The organism is Hymenobacter radiodurans (genome assembly GCF_004355185.1).
Classification (GTDB): domain Bacteria; phylum Bacteroidota; class Bacteroidia; order Cytophagales; family Hymenobacteraceae; genus Hymenobacter; species Hymenobacter radiodurans.
Genome location: NZ_CP037921.1, coordinates 115,722 through 130,647 on the forward strand (window position 1 = coordinate 115,722; position 14,926 = coordinate 130,647).

General features: G+C 53.7%; 10 protein-coding genes and 1 pseudogene. 7 read left to right on the forward strand and 4 right to left on the reverse strand.

The genetic code is table 11. The features are described from left to right. Positions 1 to 1,670: 1,670 nt before the first annotated feature. Positions 1,671 to 2,753, reverse strand: coding sequence for a hypothetical protein (locus tag EPD59_RS00545; protein WP_133271087.1), 1,083 nt, complete (start codon positions 2,751 to 2,753; stop codon positions 1,671 to 1,673). A 599-nt stretch (positions 2,754 to 3,352) separates the two neighbouring features. Then, a complete protein-coding gene (locus EPD59_RS00550; protein ID WP_133271088.1) occupies positions 3,353 to 5,632 on the reverse strand; it encodes a KAP family P-loop NTPase fold protein in 2,280 nt (759 codons plus the stop codon). 137 nt (positions 5,633 to 5,769) lie between these two features. On the opposite strand from EPD59_RS00550, the gene EPD59_RS00555 reads away from it, so the two are divergent. The 7 genes and pseudogenes from EPD59_RS00555 (at position 5,770) to EPD59_RS00585 (ending at position 10,067) form a co-directional block, all read left to right on the forward strand. Beyond that, a complete protein-coding gene (locus EPD59_RS00555) occupies positions 5,770 to 6,303 on the forward strand; it encodes a hypothetical protein (RefSeq protein WP_133271089.1) in 534 nt (177 codons plus the stop codon). Next, positions 6,300 to 7,205: a sugar transferase gene (locus EPD59_RS00560; protein WP_133271090.1), complete on the forward strand. Its 906-nt coding sequence runs from the start codon at positions 6,300 to 6,302 to the stop codon at positions 7,203 to 7,205. Before EPD59_RS00555 ends, EPD59_RS00560 begins: the two co-directional genes overlap by 4 nt. 575 nt (positions 7,206 to 7,780) lie before the next feature. After that, positions 7,781 to 8,374, forward strand: a pseudogene (locus EPD59_RS00565) (recombinase family protein); the annotation flags it as partial. 332 nt (positions 8,375 to 8,706) lie between these two features. Further along, entirely contained in the window at positions 8,707 to 8,955 is a 249-nt protein-coding gene (locus tag EPD59_RS00570; RefSeq protein ID WP_133271092.1) for a hypothetical protein, read from the forward strand. 103 nt (positions 8,956 to 9,058) lie between these two features. Then, positions 9,059 to 9,271 carry a hypothetical protein gene (locus EPD59_RS00575; RefSeq protein ID WP_133271093.1) on the forward strand — a complete coding sequence of 71 codons (213 nt, stop codon included), beginning with the start codon at positions 9,059 to 9,061 and terminating at the stop codon, positions 9,269 to 9,271. A gap of 190 nt (positions 9,272 to 9,461) precedes the next feature. Beyond that, a complete protein-coding gene (locus EPD59_RS00580) occupies positions 9,462 to 9,686 on the forward strand; it encodes a hypothetical protein (RefSeq protein ID WP_133271094.1) in 225 nt (74 codons plus the stop codon). Between the two features lie 195 nt (positions 9,687 to 9,881). After that, positions 9,882 to 10,067 carry a hypothetical protein gene (locus EPD59_RS00585; protein WP_133271095.1) on the forward strand — a complete coding sequence of 62 codons (186 nt, stop codon included), beginning with the start codon at positions 9,882 to 9,884 and terminating at the stop codon, positions 10,065 to 10,067. Positions 10,068 to 10,185: 118 nt separating this feature from the next. Here the strand turns inward: EPD59_RS00585 and EPD59_RS00590 are convergent, their stop codons facing one another. Further along, positions 10,186 to 13,944, reverse strand: coding sequence for a BamA/TamA family outer membrane protein (locus EPD59_RS00590; protein ID WP_133271096.1), 3,759 nt, complete (start codon positions 13,942 to 13,944; stop codon positions 10,186 to 10,188). A gap of 100 nt (positions 13,945 to 14,044) precedes the next feature. Continuing rightward, on the reverse strand, positions 14,045 to 14,833 hold the full coding sequence (locus EPD59_RS00595) for an undecaprenyl-diphosphate phosphatase (RefSeq protein WP_133271097.1): 789 nt from the start codon (positions 14,831 to 14,833) through the stop codon (positions 14,045 to 14,047). Positions 14,834 to 14,926: the final 93 nt, after the last annotated feature.

A 14,926-nucleotide genomic window follows, 5' to 3' on the forward strand; every position in this document is an offset into this window, starting at 1 on the left:
AAGGTAATTAGTTTATGCACTGTATTACCTGTCAGAATTATGTAATCAGCATTCACCACCTAAGGAAAGCGAGAACTGATGTTACGGTGGGCCAGCGTTAGTCTTGGATTTAGCGACCAAGAAATGATGCCAGGGGAGTAGGAACTTCGGGCGTTGTCTTAAGAGTTGGTTTAACTTATACCTGAGCTGCTTTTACGAGCTAAGGTTAGCTTTCTTTGTTGAGCATCACTTTTGAATGAAACTAATCCAGCAACAAAAGGTGAGTAGCATAAACATGCTGATTTACAGCGCGATTGACAACTAACCACACCAGTTGTAATCTTCTGTAATCAAATAAAATTTCTTTTGTACCTTTGCACTCCCAGTAAGAAAGACGGTTCTGGAGGGTCTAGACCCTTCGAAATTATTGGGCTGACAATTAGCATATTGATAATTTCCATTGATTGGATAACAAAAAATATTTTGCTAGAAACATCACAATTTGAAATGTTCTCTTACATTTGCAATGTGCCCAGTTAAGTGTTATTATCTTGTTGTTAATCAAGATGTTTAGTCAAGAAAAGATGCCGAATCATCGCATGACAAAACGACAAAAGCATAGACATCAAAACTTGTTTGTTTCAGCACACAAAAACAGCCAGTAAGAATAACCTACTGGCTGTTGGACACCCAACTTGGATGCCACCGATGCTCCAATCGAACGAAAAGCAGCTGCTTAACGACGATAAAATAATTCGGGAATGCTAACGTTTCTTTAGCTTATCCACAGGAATGCGGAATACACCGCCCCCCTTTTTGTACACCCGCACACCCTTTATCGTTATATAGGGGCTGTAGATATACTCTTGGTTCTCATCGCGCTTCATGGCTCAGATGGACTAAGGGTAATTTCGATGTGGTCTGTCTGGTAAACAGTTCACATCGCCGAATGCCCTACTGCGTTTCAGTAGGCGGTCACTGAGAGCGATTGTTGGTAGCAATCGCTCTTATGCTTTAAATGGTATTACTCTGCTCAAGGCCGACCATAATGGTTGGCTTTTTTGCTAAGAATGTTGTGGTAGCACCCTCTTAGGTATAGCAAATATACAAATAGGTTTTGGATGCCGCACAAGCGCTTTGCAATCTTTTTTGAAGGTGGAGTAGGTCAAAGTCTTTTGCGTGGCTTATAGAGGCTTATTTGGCCCTCCAACGATCGATTTTCAGTGGGGGTGTAACACTTGGTGTGATTTACGAAGGTGGGCCTCTAACAAAATTAGCAATTGGATAAATTGCATTTATTATTGTGCGAAGTTGAGCTATAGGTTAAAATATTTATATCACAAGAATCTTAGATCCCGTACTAGATGATTCATACTAGGTGTTAGTAGTAGATAACACATCTATTCCTAATCTTCCAGTAGGAACTACAGTTCTTCTTGACTACTTGTATTCTGAGTCGTCTCTACATTATTATAGCGATCGGGCTGCACTTGACCGACTAACCAAGATGACTTCGCTATTACTATAGGGCGTGATAAGCCAGTAACCGGGCTGAATGGTATCGAGAAAGCAATGAATCTGGCTAATGTGCTGACGAGTGGTTAAGGGTGATATTCGTTCTTTGGTAAGCTTTTCCTGGTGGAAGTTGAGCCTTGATTACATGTATCTGCCCGTTGCAGATGAAAAGTGGATTATGCCTTGGCAGCAGATACCAAATCTGTGGCCGTGGTTTTCAGGGCAGTAGCCGTGTCTACTACATTCTTGGTCGCAGCAGCCAGATGCTTGGTACTGGAATTCATAGGGGAAGTATCCTTGCCCAGTGAAGGCGGAGTATAGATGCTTTGGATGGCGCTCACTAGCATGGCGGTTTTCTCTGCTTCGACATGAATCATGTCGGAGTAGGCGGTTACTGTCATGGACACAGCCGCCTTGAAGGCATATTCTTCTTGTAGGTTACGTTCCTTCGTGTATTGCGCAATGGCAAAAAATAGCAGCGCGAACGCGGGGGAAGTTCGGACTACATTTAGTAGCGTGACGGACCAACTGAACCCGCCGTCGCCGTGGCTAGGAAACTGCGTGAAGATGTGCAGTACCCACCACAGGGCAAATACAGCCCCAGCAATTGCAACTGTAGCCCAGATGCGTACTGGCCACACCAGTTCTTTTTGGCGGCGGCTGAATGTGCCCCCTAGAGCACTATCAGCCGCAAAGCCCAAAAGCTCATCAATGCGTTGCTGCTTACTTAGAATAAGGGCCTCCTTCTCCGTTGCACCTTGAAGGATTTCAGCGAATCGCTCATCTTTTTCGCCTAATTCGTACAGCTGGTCCTTGGCAGAGCCACGTATGCTTTCCAAGGATTTGACTATCGTAGTGTACTGCTCGTGGTCCTCCGCCAACTTCTCTTTTGAATCAGTCAAAAGCAATTTTTGCTGCTCCATAATACCTGCAATGGTGGCATTGGTGGTGCTGGCTTCGGTCTGGAAGCCACGGATTTCTTTGAGCAATTCGCTGGACTGTTGCTGATTTCCGGTAAGAGTTTTAAACTCTTGTTGCTTATGCACGTGGTAGTCGCTCAACTTCAGTTGGGTTTGTTCCAGCTCCTCCCTGAGCGTGTCTACTTCGGTAACTCGCCGCTCAACCTCAGCGCTTAGTAAAGCGATAGCGTCTTGTGCTTTCTGCAATTGTAGCTCCTCCACTGAGTGGACACGCAGCTTTGATTTTTCCCAGAACCCCCCTTGCATTTGGTAGTGCACCAGCCATAGCAATTGGGCCACAATGTGATCAAACTTATACCCCCCGCTAGGTGGCTGTATATATGTTGTAGTTGCTGACTCAGGGGGGCTTGCCCCAACTCCGGGTCATTGTAGGTGTGAAACATCAGTTGCCAACTTCCTCGGTCTAATTCAGCCCGCAACTGCTTAATGGCGCGGTTAAACATGGCAATGAGCTCAGGTAATTTAAAGTCACCTATTACTACAGTGCGGAGGTCTTTGCCACTGTATGTTTTCTTGGCAATATCAGTCAGATTAAGGGACTCAAGTTGGCTAAGCGACTTTTCTACTGTGATTTTTTGCTGGGAAGTCATAATGTGTAGTGATGAAATCAGAAGAACACAGGTCCTTACAGCTGATCCGTGAATAGGACTCCTGCCTAGGCTTTTTGCTGCTGGCATAGCCCATGCTGAACACTCCTATTTGTCCTGCTTCGGCGGTGCCGAGCGGCGGTGCCGGACGGGTACTGGTCATGCCATCGGGTAAAGCTAAAGCGCTACTGACTTTAGGCAGGTCCAGCTGCTGATTTTTCTGTGAACAGTCCTAATTTGACGTATTGCAGTGCTATAGCTGATTATACAACCGTGAGTACAATTGAGGCTCTATGTATTATCCGGACTAACCAGAGGAATCGACCTGGTGCTCATATAGGTAGCTATATTGGCGGAGGCGTTCCTCGGGGAAGGAGGGGTTGACCGGAAGCGATCAGCCGAGTAGGAGAGAATGGGTTCGGGCCCCAGTACCTGCCGCACTACGGTATATAGCTCGGGGCCCACGGATTGATACAGCATCGCAAAAGTATCTTCCTCGATATTACCATGGAAAGGGGGCGCGTGGTTGACGGAAACGAATGGAGCGCACGTTTGCAGTAGTTGAACGACCTCGTCAGGATTACGCCGCAGCCGGGGTAAGACATACTCAGCCAGGGGTTGGGGGTTGGCAGCTAAACGCCAGTACAGGTGCATGATCCGGCAGCCGATAACGGGGAATACTGTGTAGATGGCCTGACTGCCAGCTTCGTGCAGAGCCCGTTCCACCAGCGTCGCGGCCAGCACTTGCTCCATAGGCTCCCATTCGGCTCGCGTAAATAAGTCTAAAGTACTGTCGTCTTGGTCTTCTAGCGGCTTAGCTAACGCTTTAGTACGGCGAGTAAGTAATTGGGACACTAGCCGTTCACAGAGACTAAACGCGGCGTCGCTGTCAAGCAGATCGAGGATATGGGGTAGGCGTTGGTCAGCGGGTAGCCGGGCCAACAAAGCGACCAGTAGCCAAGCGCTTTGAGACAGGTCCGTGCGGCCCGAGAACCACCCCACCCGCTCATCGCTAATGGAAGGGCTGAGCTGACGGAGTAAGTACCATCCGTTGGTGGCTTCCACCGGGCTTAGCAGGTCGACGCGGTAAGCCAATTTCTGCAAGAAGGTAGAGATGCCCAGCCGCCCAATTAGGTCCTGACTGGTACTGAATTGCTGGGCTGGGGGCTGCGCCAGAAAGGCTGCAAACTCCTGGTCGGCTACGTCGTCGCGCAGAATGGTATAGGCGAAGTACCGGGCAAAATGGGTAGGCGCAGCGACATGTTGCCGCTGCGCTAGTTCGGTGTTAGAAAGGCGGCTTGGCGAGTCGTCGAACAAGCTGCGACTCCGGTTAAAGTGTCGACTTACGCGGGGAAATAAGGTGCACAGCAAGTGCTGCGTCGCCTGTCGCTCTTCGCGCTGTGGATAGTGGTTATCAAGAAAATGTTCTATTTTGGGCTTCTTCGGATCACTACCCACCTCGGGTAAGAATTCATAGTTGCCATCGGAGCGCTGGGTGCTGCCGGTAAGCAGTTCGGGGTGGGTGGCAACGAACCGATGAAGCTCAGGGTAGAACAGGTGCAAAGCTTCGACTAAAATAAAATCAGCCAGATTGACCTCCCGGTAGAGCAGCGGTAAGCCGAACTCTACGGCATTGGCGTAGCGCACGGCCAAGCGCGGGGTGGTCAGCCGCGGTAACAAGGCAGCCCGTAATGTATTGCTGACCCGCTGCGCATCTTCCGCGTCGGGCTCGATGTTTTGGCTTTGGCACACCTCATTAAGACGAGCCAGACAGAAGTCGAATAAGTCATCGGCGCGGGCGCGGGGTAGGCGCAGCGGCACCTGAATGATTTTCTCCAGGAAGTTATGACCGGCCTGCTGGGCAGTGGCTGCTTCCCCTGCGGGGCTGAACACCTCCCCCAGGGCGCGGGCTACCATACTGTCGTCAAAGGCTAGTACATAAGCCGTATGACGGAAGTCGGCCGTAAGCTTGACCAAGCGGAACAAGGCTTGAATTTGCCCTTTTTCCAGCCGGTCAATGTCGTCGACAATTACAATAACGCGCCTGCCAGCATCGGCAAGTAGCTGCTCAATCCGCTGGCGCAGGCCGTCGGCGTCAGGCTGTGCCTTATTCAGTAGTGCTTGTACCTGGGTGCTAAAATCTACTTCCGTACTAGGGCCGTCGACCTGCGCAGAAAAGGTCACCTTAGGCAACAGTGGCGCTACGTACTCGGCGGCAAGCTTGGCCGCTCGCTGGCCAGGCGTGAGCAATTGCCGGTCGATCGTTTTAGCTAGCTCACCGAAGAAGTTGGTCAGTAACTGCGTTTCATCGGTAAAGCGCCAGGGGTTAAAGTTTAGTACCACTACCTTGTCAGTAACACGGCCCAACTCATGTCGAATGAAGTTAAGCACTGTGCTTTTTCCTTCCCCCCAGCTGCCGTACATGCCAATAACAATGCTGTCGGGGTTAACGCGAGAGATAAGGGTGTCGGCAATGCGTTGCGCGAATGAACCCCGCTGAAAATCATCATGGAGAGGATCATTCAGCGGCCGGTCAGTGGCGCGGTGCTGGCGGTCGAGATTATTAGTCATATTATGGACGATACTTTAGCGGCTCATGAATAGAGCAGATCTAATAGTTGAATAAAATAGGCTTGAATATTCGTAGTATTAATTCTAAAATAAAAGCACCAGTGAGCATAGTACTTAAGTATGTCAATGCCAGTTAGATGTTAAAATCATTAACCTTAGAAGAACTTAAAAATCAAGTAGCTAATTTTTCAGCGGTTCAATGTGACTACTACAGTGAGGCATGCGTAGTTCTGTTAGAGGAGCTCAATCATCTTTCTGGAGCACTACTTACTGTATTAGGGGATAATTCTACTACGTTTGAGTTGCTATGGACTAGCAAACCCCTTACTGCTGGCTGGAAAGCTGGTGCTAAGCTTACGGAGAATGCTGCGACTGCTATTGCTTTCTTTTTAATAGTTGAGCTAACAGACTATTCGATTATCGAGGAAGCTGTTATTGGCACTGGTGTAGATTACTGGCTTGGGTATAATAAAGGACATATCTTGTATGATGAAGACAACTTTATGAATGCCCGACTCGAGGTTTCAGGTATTCGTAAAGGTGACCTGAATGTATCCGGGAGAGTAAGAAAGAAGTTGAAGCAGACAGATGCATCCGATAGTACTAATTTGCCTGCGTATGTAGTTATAGTGGAATTTGGGTCACCAGTCGCTGTTTTAGTGAAGAAATGAGCAACGCTAAGCAATTACATCATGATGCTATGGACAGCCTGCATCAGGCTGAAGCAGCCTTGATGCAGCGCGATATCACGTTGTACAAGCAAAACTTGCGTAGCGCGTTGGAATTGGAAACCAGTGCCGCCTTTCTATTAAAAGATAAAATTACTGCAGAACCAACTCGTTCTGTTTTATTCAGAAGTGCTGCAAGTTTAGCACTGAGTTGTGGTGACTATAAGAAGGCGCAGGATTTAATAATACAAGCTCTACACGGTAATCCACCTCAAGAGATCAAGAATGAACTTTTAGACATTTTTAGTAATGCCTTGATTGAACCTAGCACTATACCGACGAGAGAAGTCGTTTTGAAGCGCGTATTTGATATAGCATTCAGTTTATTAGTTATATGCTTAGTATTGTCATGGCTTATTCCAGTGATTGGACTTTTAATTAAACTAGGTTCTAGAGGCCCCGTATTCTTCAAACAAATACGTACGGGGCGTAGAAATCGCCCTTTTTATTGCTTAAAGTTTAGAACATTTGCATTGAATACAGAAGGTAAAGCTTCTCATGTTACTAAGTTAGGAAGCTTTCTGCGCAGAACTAGTATAGATGAGCTCCCTCAGTTTTTCAATGTTTTAAAAGGAGAAATGTCAGTTGTTGGTCCTCGGCCACACCTTGTACGGCACACGGAATCATATTCACGTGTGATAAACAACTTCATGGTTCGTCATCTAGTGGCACCTGGAATCACAGGGTTAGCACAAGCTGTAGGCCGCAAGAAAGAATCAAGATCTTCAGATCAGTATATTCAAAACTGGTCTTTATTGTTGGATTTAAAAATTATACTTTCTTCTTTAGTACATGCTATTCGTGGATATAAAAACAATTATACTATTGATAGCAATTCAGAATAGATACTTTTTAAAACCAAATATTCCATGTTCTTCTCGGAGGTGGTAGAATTGCCTACAAAGTGCTCCTAAATAAAAAACGTCTTCAGCATTTTACTGAAGACGTTTTTTATTTGTTATATAAGGAGTAAAAATTTCAGTTGTCGTGTGGAGTTCACTACCTAATCATAAGCTGCTCTTGTTTTATAGCCACAATCATCACACTATATATACTCCTCAATTCTACGGTGTCTCATTAAGTCAGTTTCAGCATTAATTATGAGGCCTTGAGTTACGAGACGATCAGTTGGGACTTTCGCTTTCACTCTGGAGTTCATTTAAGGGGTAGCTAACTAGATACCGTCTTGTCTACAAAAATGCTCGAATAAAAAGACGGATGACACAACGGTCAACTTTTTCCAGGACGACACACAGTGGACTTCCGCAAAGCGAAACGAACCTATAATTGAACAAATCATCCAGTGACGTCCGCTGGGGTAAACCAAAGCCAAAACCAGCTGATTTGGTACAGAAAACTTGTTCAGCAATCAAAGTACGGTAAAGGCTATCTTCGGCACGGATAACCTGTACTTTGCTCTATGAACATCGGCTATGCCCGCGTCTCCACCCGCGACCAAAACCTGGAACTGCAACTCGATGCTTTAACCAAAGCGGGGTGCGAGACCATCTACCAAGAGAAGGTGTCCGGCGGGGCCAGCGCCAGTCGCCCCGAGTTAGAGCGGCTGCTCACACAGCTGCGCCCCGGTGACACCCTTTACATTTACAAGCTCGACCGATTGGGGCGCTCGCTCAAGCACCTACTGCAGGTAGTGGGCGACTTGCAGCAGCGCGGGGTGGGGCTGGTGTCCCTCACGGATGCCATCAACACCACTTCCGCCCAGGGCCGGCTCGTCTTCAACCTGTTTGCCTCCTTGGCCGAGTTTGAGCGGGAGTTGATTCGCGAGCGCACCCATGCCGGGCTGGCCGCGGCCCGGGCGCGGGGCCGGGTCGGGGGCCGCCAGCGGGGCCTCTCGGAAGAAGCCGAGCGCACGGCCATTATCGCCGAAACGCTCTACCGCGAGCAGCAGCTCGGCGTCAACGAGATTGCCCAGCGCCTGCGCATCTCCAAGGTCACCCTCTACAAGTACCTCCGCCATCGTAAGGTGGTCATTCACGCCCACCGCAAACCCGCCCCGGCCAATCCACCCGTTTAACCTTGGTACCAACCTTTACTCAAGGCCAAAAACTTGGTAGCAGCTTGGAGGCAAGATGGCCAAACCAATAGCTTTCGGAGCCGTCGATTCCGCCGAGGTAGGGGTGGTTTTTCTCCGCCTCCGCCCGCAGAACTCGAGTAAGCCGTTCGCCCGCGCAAGGCTTACGGCCGACATACGGGAAAATGCCCAAAAAGCCGTACGTTCGTCGCGTGTGCCTACGCCGCATCGTCCCGGCCTGGGTGTCGATTCAGGTGTTGTATCTACGAGCGCCCCTTCCTTCTCTTCCCTGGTGTTTCATCCTGTCAGTCCCCATGACGCGTTCCGAACTCGAAGCTGCGGGCTTTATTTATGCGGATTATCTGCCCCAGGGCACGCGCTACGCGCAGGGGGACCTCTATGTGCTGCTCACCCCGGCGAAAACCGTGCGCCTCTACCTACCCGACGCTTCCGATGTGGTGGAGATTGCCACCGGCGACTTGTTCACCCCCGACGTACATTACCAGGGCCCCATCCAAGATATGGAGGAGCTGCTGCGTTTCGTGCACGGGGCCTTACGGTAAGCCTGCCCACGGGGTGGGCAGGACCTTCAGAAAATTCAGTTTTTGGCTTCACGCTTGCTTTGGGGCCGCCGTCCTCCTCCCTCTTCCTGCCCACCCCCCGTACATGCTCCTCCACCAGCCCTTTCAGGGCGCCTTACGCACCGAGTTAAGCTCCCTCGAGCCGGGCAACCCCGTCGCCCAGGCCTACGCCCTGTATACGCTGGCGCAAGCCGCGCAAGCCGCGGAGCCCTTTACGCCCACCAGCATCACGGCCCGCCCCCGGCTGGTACCGACACGCTGTGGATTCCCCCGCTATGGTGCCGTGCGGGGGCCATGATCGCCCCCGCACGGCACCATAGCCACCCCGGCAGGAGCGGGGTAGCGAGGAGGGAAGGAGAACCAGCCCGCCCAGCGTGCTCCGGGCAACGTGGCACTGGCTTTGCCAAGAAGGAGAAAGCACCCGGCCGGCAACCCGGGCGTCGTTGTTCTGCAGGTGATTATCGGTGCTATTTCGTAGCTATTAGGTGATGAGTAACGTCTATTTTCCCCTTCCCCCCGCCACCCTGGCCCCGGCCGCGCAAGCGCAGTGGCTCGGGCGCCTGCAGGAGGCCGAGCGCATTAGTGGCCTCCGGGAGGCCGGCGGGCCGCTAGTGAGCCGCGAAACGCTGGCTTTCCTGCAGCGCTATGTGCAGGGCGAGCTGAGCTTGGCCCAAGTCGTGCGCCTGCAATCCCAGCGCTTACCCGGCAAATAAGGCCCAGGCAGGCAGGCCCCATCCGGCGGTAGCGCGAGCACGGGCGGCGAGCAAGCTGGCGACATTCTTGCGGGGAAAAAGCACAAAATGCCCTAGGGTAGTGCGCAGGCACGGTGCTTAGGGTAAGTAGATAAGGGGGTTAGTCAGAAGAAAATGCTTACGTGGATTAGTCTTCATCAAGCTTGGTTGCTGAGCATGGCGGGCATTCTGACTGCTATCCTTATCATCAACCGGGTGCTCCGCACCTGGGCCACGCATGCCGGCGGGCCACCGCGTACCGGGCACTCGGGGGCGGATGGCTCCGTCATCGACCCCAGCACGCGGCCTGCCAAACAGAATAGGGCTGCCAGTAGGCGTGAGGCGGCCAGGGAAATAGTGTAGTCTAGGGCAGCGATGATAGGCATTGCCCTGGAGCAACAAGTGGAGCTGCGCCAGCAGCCCACTAAGCTTGCAGGCCTACCTTCACGACCAGATTAGGTCCCCAGCGGCAGGCCTGGCATCACTTATCGATATTAAAGCCCAAGCCAAACTGAATCAGGCTGTTTTCGGATGACTGCTGGTAGGACACCGAAAAGGCGAGGGTTTCGACCACGGGCGCAAGGTAGAGGCCGCCGCCGTAGCCCGCATGCCAGCCCCCAGGCGAGTTGCCTTGGTAGTATACCCGCCCCTGATCGTAAAAGCCAAACACCCCGAAGTAAAACGGCAGAAAGCCGTTCTTGACCTGCCCTAAGGCCAGGCGCAGTTCGGTATTCACATAGAGGCTGGCGTCGCCGGTGAAGCGGTTGCGGTAGTAGCCGCGCAGGTTTTCGCGCAGGCCCAGCGAGGTAAGCTTGTAAAAGGGAATGTCGTCGACGGGCCCGTAGTTTTTGGCCCCGCCGCCCTTCAGTACCAGGGTAATGGGCAGCCCGAGGCGCGTGGTGCCGTAGTACTCGGTAAAGCCCTGAGTGAGGCCAAACGTGCGTTGCGGGCCGCGAAGCTGGCGGTAGCTTTCGTGCCGGGCCTGCAGGCGCACCCCGCGGCGGGCAAACCTGGGCCGGTCGCGGAAGTCCAGGTCCAGCAGGCCCTTGACGCCCAGCAGCTGCTGGGCGCTGGCGTTGGGCCGGTTGAATGCGTCCGGCGGAGGGGTCTGGGTCGAGAGGCCCAACAGGCTGTTGTCGGCAAAGTTGGAGGTGTAGTCTTCAAAGGCTGGCCCCAGGCGCAGGGTGCTCCGCTGCAGGAAGATGCGCTCCAGAAAGGCGTTGAGCGTGAAGCCCCGGTAGCGGGCAGTGTAGAACCTGTCGTTGTAGCGGTCCTGGCTGATGTCCGTATCGTTGCCGATGCCGAAGAAGTTGTAGTAGGGAAAGTAGTTGCCGAAGCTGGCCTCGGCGCCCGCATCGACTTTGCCGATGGCATAGCGGTGACGGGTGCTGCCGGTAAGTAGCAGCAAGCCGTTGCTACTGCTTTGAATATCGAAGGCGTAGAGGTTTTTGAAACCGGGCTTGCGGAACCCCTGGCGGAGAAAGCTGACCCCAGCGCTGACGCCGAAGCCGTCGTTGCGATTGTAAAACAGCATGAAGCGGGGCTGATATGAGTTGTAGTCGAAGGCTTCAAAATTGTACTCATTGATATTCGACCGCGTCGAGGTGCGGTTGTCAGCTTCTTTACCCAGCTGCAGGTCCGTGTCGGGCACGTCATACACCTTGGTCAGGGTGCGCAGGCCTTTCACCCGCGATTCATCTACCATATGGTCCTGGCCCGCCCCACCAATGAGGCGCACCAGAATGCTCCTGGAAGCTTCGCCACGGACGTAGAACACGTCCCGGCCGTCAAACCCGTAGACGCTGATTTCCTCGGTTTCGGCGGGCTTAAAAGTGCGGTCATACAGGGCCAGACCGTCGGGGCTTTCGCCTTCTTTGGACCGGTCGAACACCTGCACCCTCACTTGCCCAGCAGGCAGGCGGTCCACCTGAAATACCTCCCCCTTGTTGCTGCCGTGCACATCCACGCGCCGGGCCAGCAGCCGGTAATAGTCGTCCACGGCCTGGGGCAGGTCCTGGATACGGGCCTTGAGCTTGCGGTTAATGTCGTTGCCGGACAGGGGCTGTATTTCCGGGGGCAGCTTGCCAGTGGCCTCGTCAATGACGGCCGGCGTCAGTTGGGTTTGCAGGTAGCGGGCGGCCTGCTGCCACTGCTCGCGGCTCAGGCCCTGCAGCAGGAAACGATCGAGGTCCTTGGCGGGCCAGTTGAGGCTTTTCAGGTCGTGGAAGTGGTCTTCAAACCCCTCAATGCTGCCCACGGCCCACTCGCGGTCGGACAGGTACGTGAGCAGGCCGTTCCACTGGGTAAACGCCTGGTCGCGGTCGCGCGGAATGGGGCGGTACAGGGTACCGCCGTCGGGCTGCTTGAAAGCGGCCCACTTCCAGTTGTCCTCATGCTTGCCGAAGTCGGCAATAAGCATATCAAAGGCCCGGGCTTTGGCCAAGCCCAGGGCATCGACCTGGTTGTCGTGGTCTTTGTAGAGTTGACGAAACAGCCCGAAGCTGCGCTTTACCTCTTCACTGCCCCCGAAACCGGGCAGGTTGGGCTTGGCATCTGAGGGCCGGTCCTCCAGGGTGCCGAGCAGACCGGCATACTGCTGGCGGTAGGGGCCAAGCTGCTGATTATCGGGCAGGCGAAACAGCCGTGGCCGGGCGTGCAGGATGTCGGTGTGGTCGAGTAATGAGCCGGCCACCAGGGCCGAGTAAGGATGCGCCGTGGCCGTGACGTCGCGCAGGATGTCGGCCGCAATGGAGTGGCGCAGCTGAGGCGGCAGGATGTTGGTCACGTCCTTGTCCACCGAGCGAAAAACGTACTCTGAACTGTCCGCGGCAATGAGCTTAAGGGCCGTGGTCTGGCGGCCTCCACCTTTACCGAAGGGGCGCAGGCCGCCTTTCTCGGAGCGCAGGTCCAGCGTAGGTACTTCTACCGGCTGGATCCACGAGGTGCGATAGACCGGGCCTATGAATAGGCGCTTGCTAAACGTGCCCCGATACTGCGGGCCCGGAGCGACGACCGTGGATGATTGAAAAGGCGCATCGGGTTTCGGGGTTTTGGGGAAATGGCTTTCAGTAGCGCACGTGAGCAGAAAAGCGTTGGTGGGGGCCTCCTCCTCCACTGCTCGTTTTTGGAGGGAGGGAGAGCCAGGGCCGGCAGCCAAGCAGGCAGAGCGGAAGAGCGTGGTAGTAAAGGGGGCCTTCGGAGGGGATTCATCCCCGCTGAAAACATAAAAAGAAGCTTTCACGGTACCATCCGCGAAGTAGTCCAGACGGGAATAGCCCTCCTCCCGTTGGTTGAACAGCGACTCGCCTTGGGCACCGATGTGGTGCCCTTCGACCAGGCTGCCGGAGACGAGATGATAGTTGCCCTGAAAGGGGGTGAGCTGCAGGCTGTAGTCGTGGGCGGCAGCGTATACCACGCCCGGGTTGCTTTGCAACGTATTCAGCAGCTCCTTGCGGAGTTCCTGGTAGCGCGGATTGGCCATGTCGCGTGGGGTGCCTACGTTCTGCCGGTAAGCGGCGTACACCGTGCCCAGCACCGGGGGCAGCAGGTGACGGGTGAGAGGCGGGTAGCCACCATACTCGCCGTTGCTCACAACGGGATGGTGGCCGGCCAGCAGCACGTTCCTGCCCCGGGTTTCGTCGAGAATGTCATGCAGCTGCTCCCGAAATTCCTCCGCGGTCAGGGTTTTGCAGTCCGTATCGGGCGCTTCGGGTCGGTCGTAGGGGTGGGTAAACCAAGGCGTGTTGAGGGCCACCAGGCGCACCAGCGGGGCTACGTCCACCACTTCAGGGCCCGGACAACCGTTGCTCGGCAGGAAGGCGTTTTGGCCGGGCAGCTGCTTTTCAATGTACTTCTCCAGCCGGCGCACAGCCTTCAAGCCATCGGGGCCGGAGTTGGACCAGTCCTTATCGCCGGGCAGGAAGTAGATATGACCCTGGGGCAGGCCTTTTACCAGGGAAATGAGCGCGTCGGCGCGAGTGCGGGCGGGCTGAGCCAGGACACTATCAGCTTTGCCCGCCAGACCGGTGTTGCCGACGATGTCGCCCAGGTGGACAACAGTAAAAGGCCCTGTCTGCTGCTCCAGCACCTGCCGCAGCTGGGCCAGGCGGGCAGCCGGTACTTCCCGCTGGGCCGTGTTGCCAAATAGAAAAACCCGATGCTCAGGCACCTTTTCCTGCGCGGCGGCGGGGGCGATGGCCATTACGGCCGCGGCCAGCAAATAGGTATAACGAGTACACATTGGAGTAAACCATCTATGTTTTTTTGATTGTATAGCGCTGGGAGCAAGTGAATGATCAACTCTACCCCTTGATTTTGTGGCTACGCTCGTAGGCGACAGCTCACAAAATGTGTAAGTCGACGTGCAGGGCCAGGAGCAGGAGAATGGTGAGACCCACCAGTACCCGATAGACCCCGAAACTTCGAAAGCCGACGCGGACCACCACGCGCAGGAAGGTCTTCACGGCGAGCAGTGCCACCCAAAAAGCTATTACGTTGCCAAACAACAGCAATCTCAGTTCTTCGCCGTTGGGTAACGTCGTATGGTAGACTTTATAGAACTGATAGGCGGTAATGACGGCCATCGTAGGCACGGCCAGCAAAAACGAGAAGTCGGCGGCTGAGCGCCGGTCAAACCCCTGAGCTAAGCCCCCGATGAGGGTGGCGGCCGAGCGCGAGACGCCCGGGACCAGGGCGACGCACTGAAACAGGCCAATGTTAAATGCCTGCCCCAAACTGGGCGTCGTGACCTGCTTACGCTCCCTGATAAACCACCTGTCAATAAAGAGCAGCACAATACCCCCCAATACCAAGGATACGGCCACCACGGTTACACTTTTCAGCAACACCGTAATCACATCCTTGAGCAAAAAACCCAGTAGGCCAAAGGGCACAAAGGCCGTGATTAGCTTTAGGTAAAAGTCTAGGCTCTGCACAAACCGCCGCCAGTACAGCGCCACCACCGCGAGAATAGCCCCAAACTGAATCGAGGTAATGTAAACTTCGGTAAAGGGCACTTGCCCGATGCCGAGCAGATTCGCCACGATAATCATGTGACCGGTGCTCGACACCGGTAAAAACTCTGTCAGGCCCTCGACAATAGCGAGGAACAGCGCTTGCCAATAGGACATAGGAGGCGATAGTAGCTGGCCGCATGAACGGGCCGCGAGTGAAGGATTCTAAAATTCGAGCAGGTGCGGTGGGCTCACCAGCAGCGGAATGAC

Coding starts and splice junctions, on each gene's coding strand:
- EPD59_RS00580 (WP_133271094.1), top strand. CDS start 9,462: ATGAGTAACGTCTATTTTCCCCTTCCCCCCGCCACCCTGGCCCCGGCC.
- EPD59_RS00560 (WP_133271090.1), top strand. CDS start 6,300: ATGAGCAACGCTAAGCAATTACATCATGATGCTATGGACAGCCTGCAT.
- EPD59_RS00590 (WP_133271096.1), bottom strand. CDS start 13,944: ATGTGTACTCGTTATACCTATTTGCTGGCCGCGGCCGTAATGGCCATC.
- EPD59_RS00570 (WP_133271092.1), top strand. CDS start 8,707: ATGACGCGTTCCGAACTCGAAGCTGCGGGCTTTATTTATGCGGATTAT.
- EPD59_RS00575 (WP_133271093.1), top strand. CDS start 9,059: ATGCTCCTCCACCAGCCCTTTCAGGGCGCCTTACGCACCGAGTTAAGC.
- EPD59_RS00555 (WP_133271089.1), top strand. CDS start 5,770: ATGTTAAAATCATTAACCTTAGAAGAACTTAAAAATCAAGTAGCTAAT.
- EPD59_RS00585 (WP_133271095.1), top strand. CDS start 9,882: ATGGCGGGCATTCTGACTGCTATCCTTATCATCAACCGGGTGCTCCGC.
- EPD59_RS00595 (WP_133271097.1), bottom strand. CDS start 14,833: ATGTCCTATTGGCAAGCGCTGTTCCTCGCTATTGTCGAGGGCCTGACA.
- EPD59_RS00550 (WP_133271088.1), bottom strand. CDS start 5,632: ATGACTAATAATCTCGACCGCCAGCACCGCGCCACTGACCGGCCGCTG.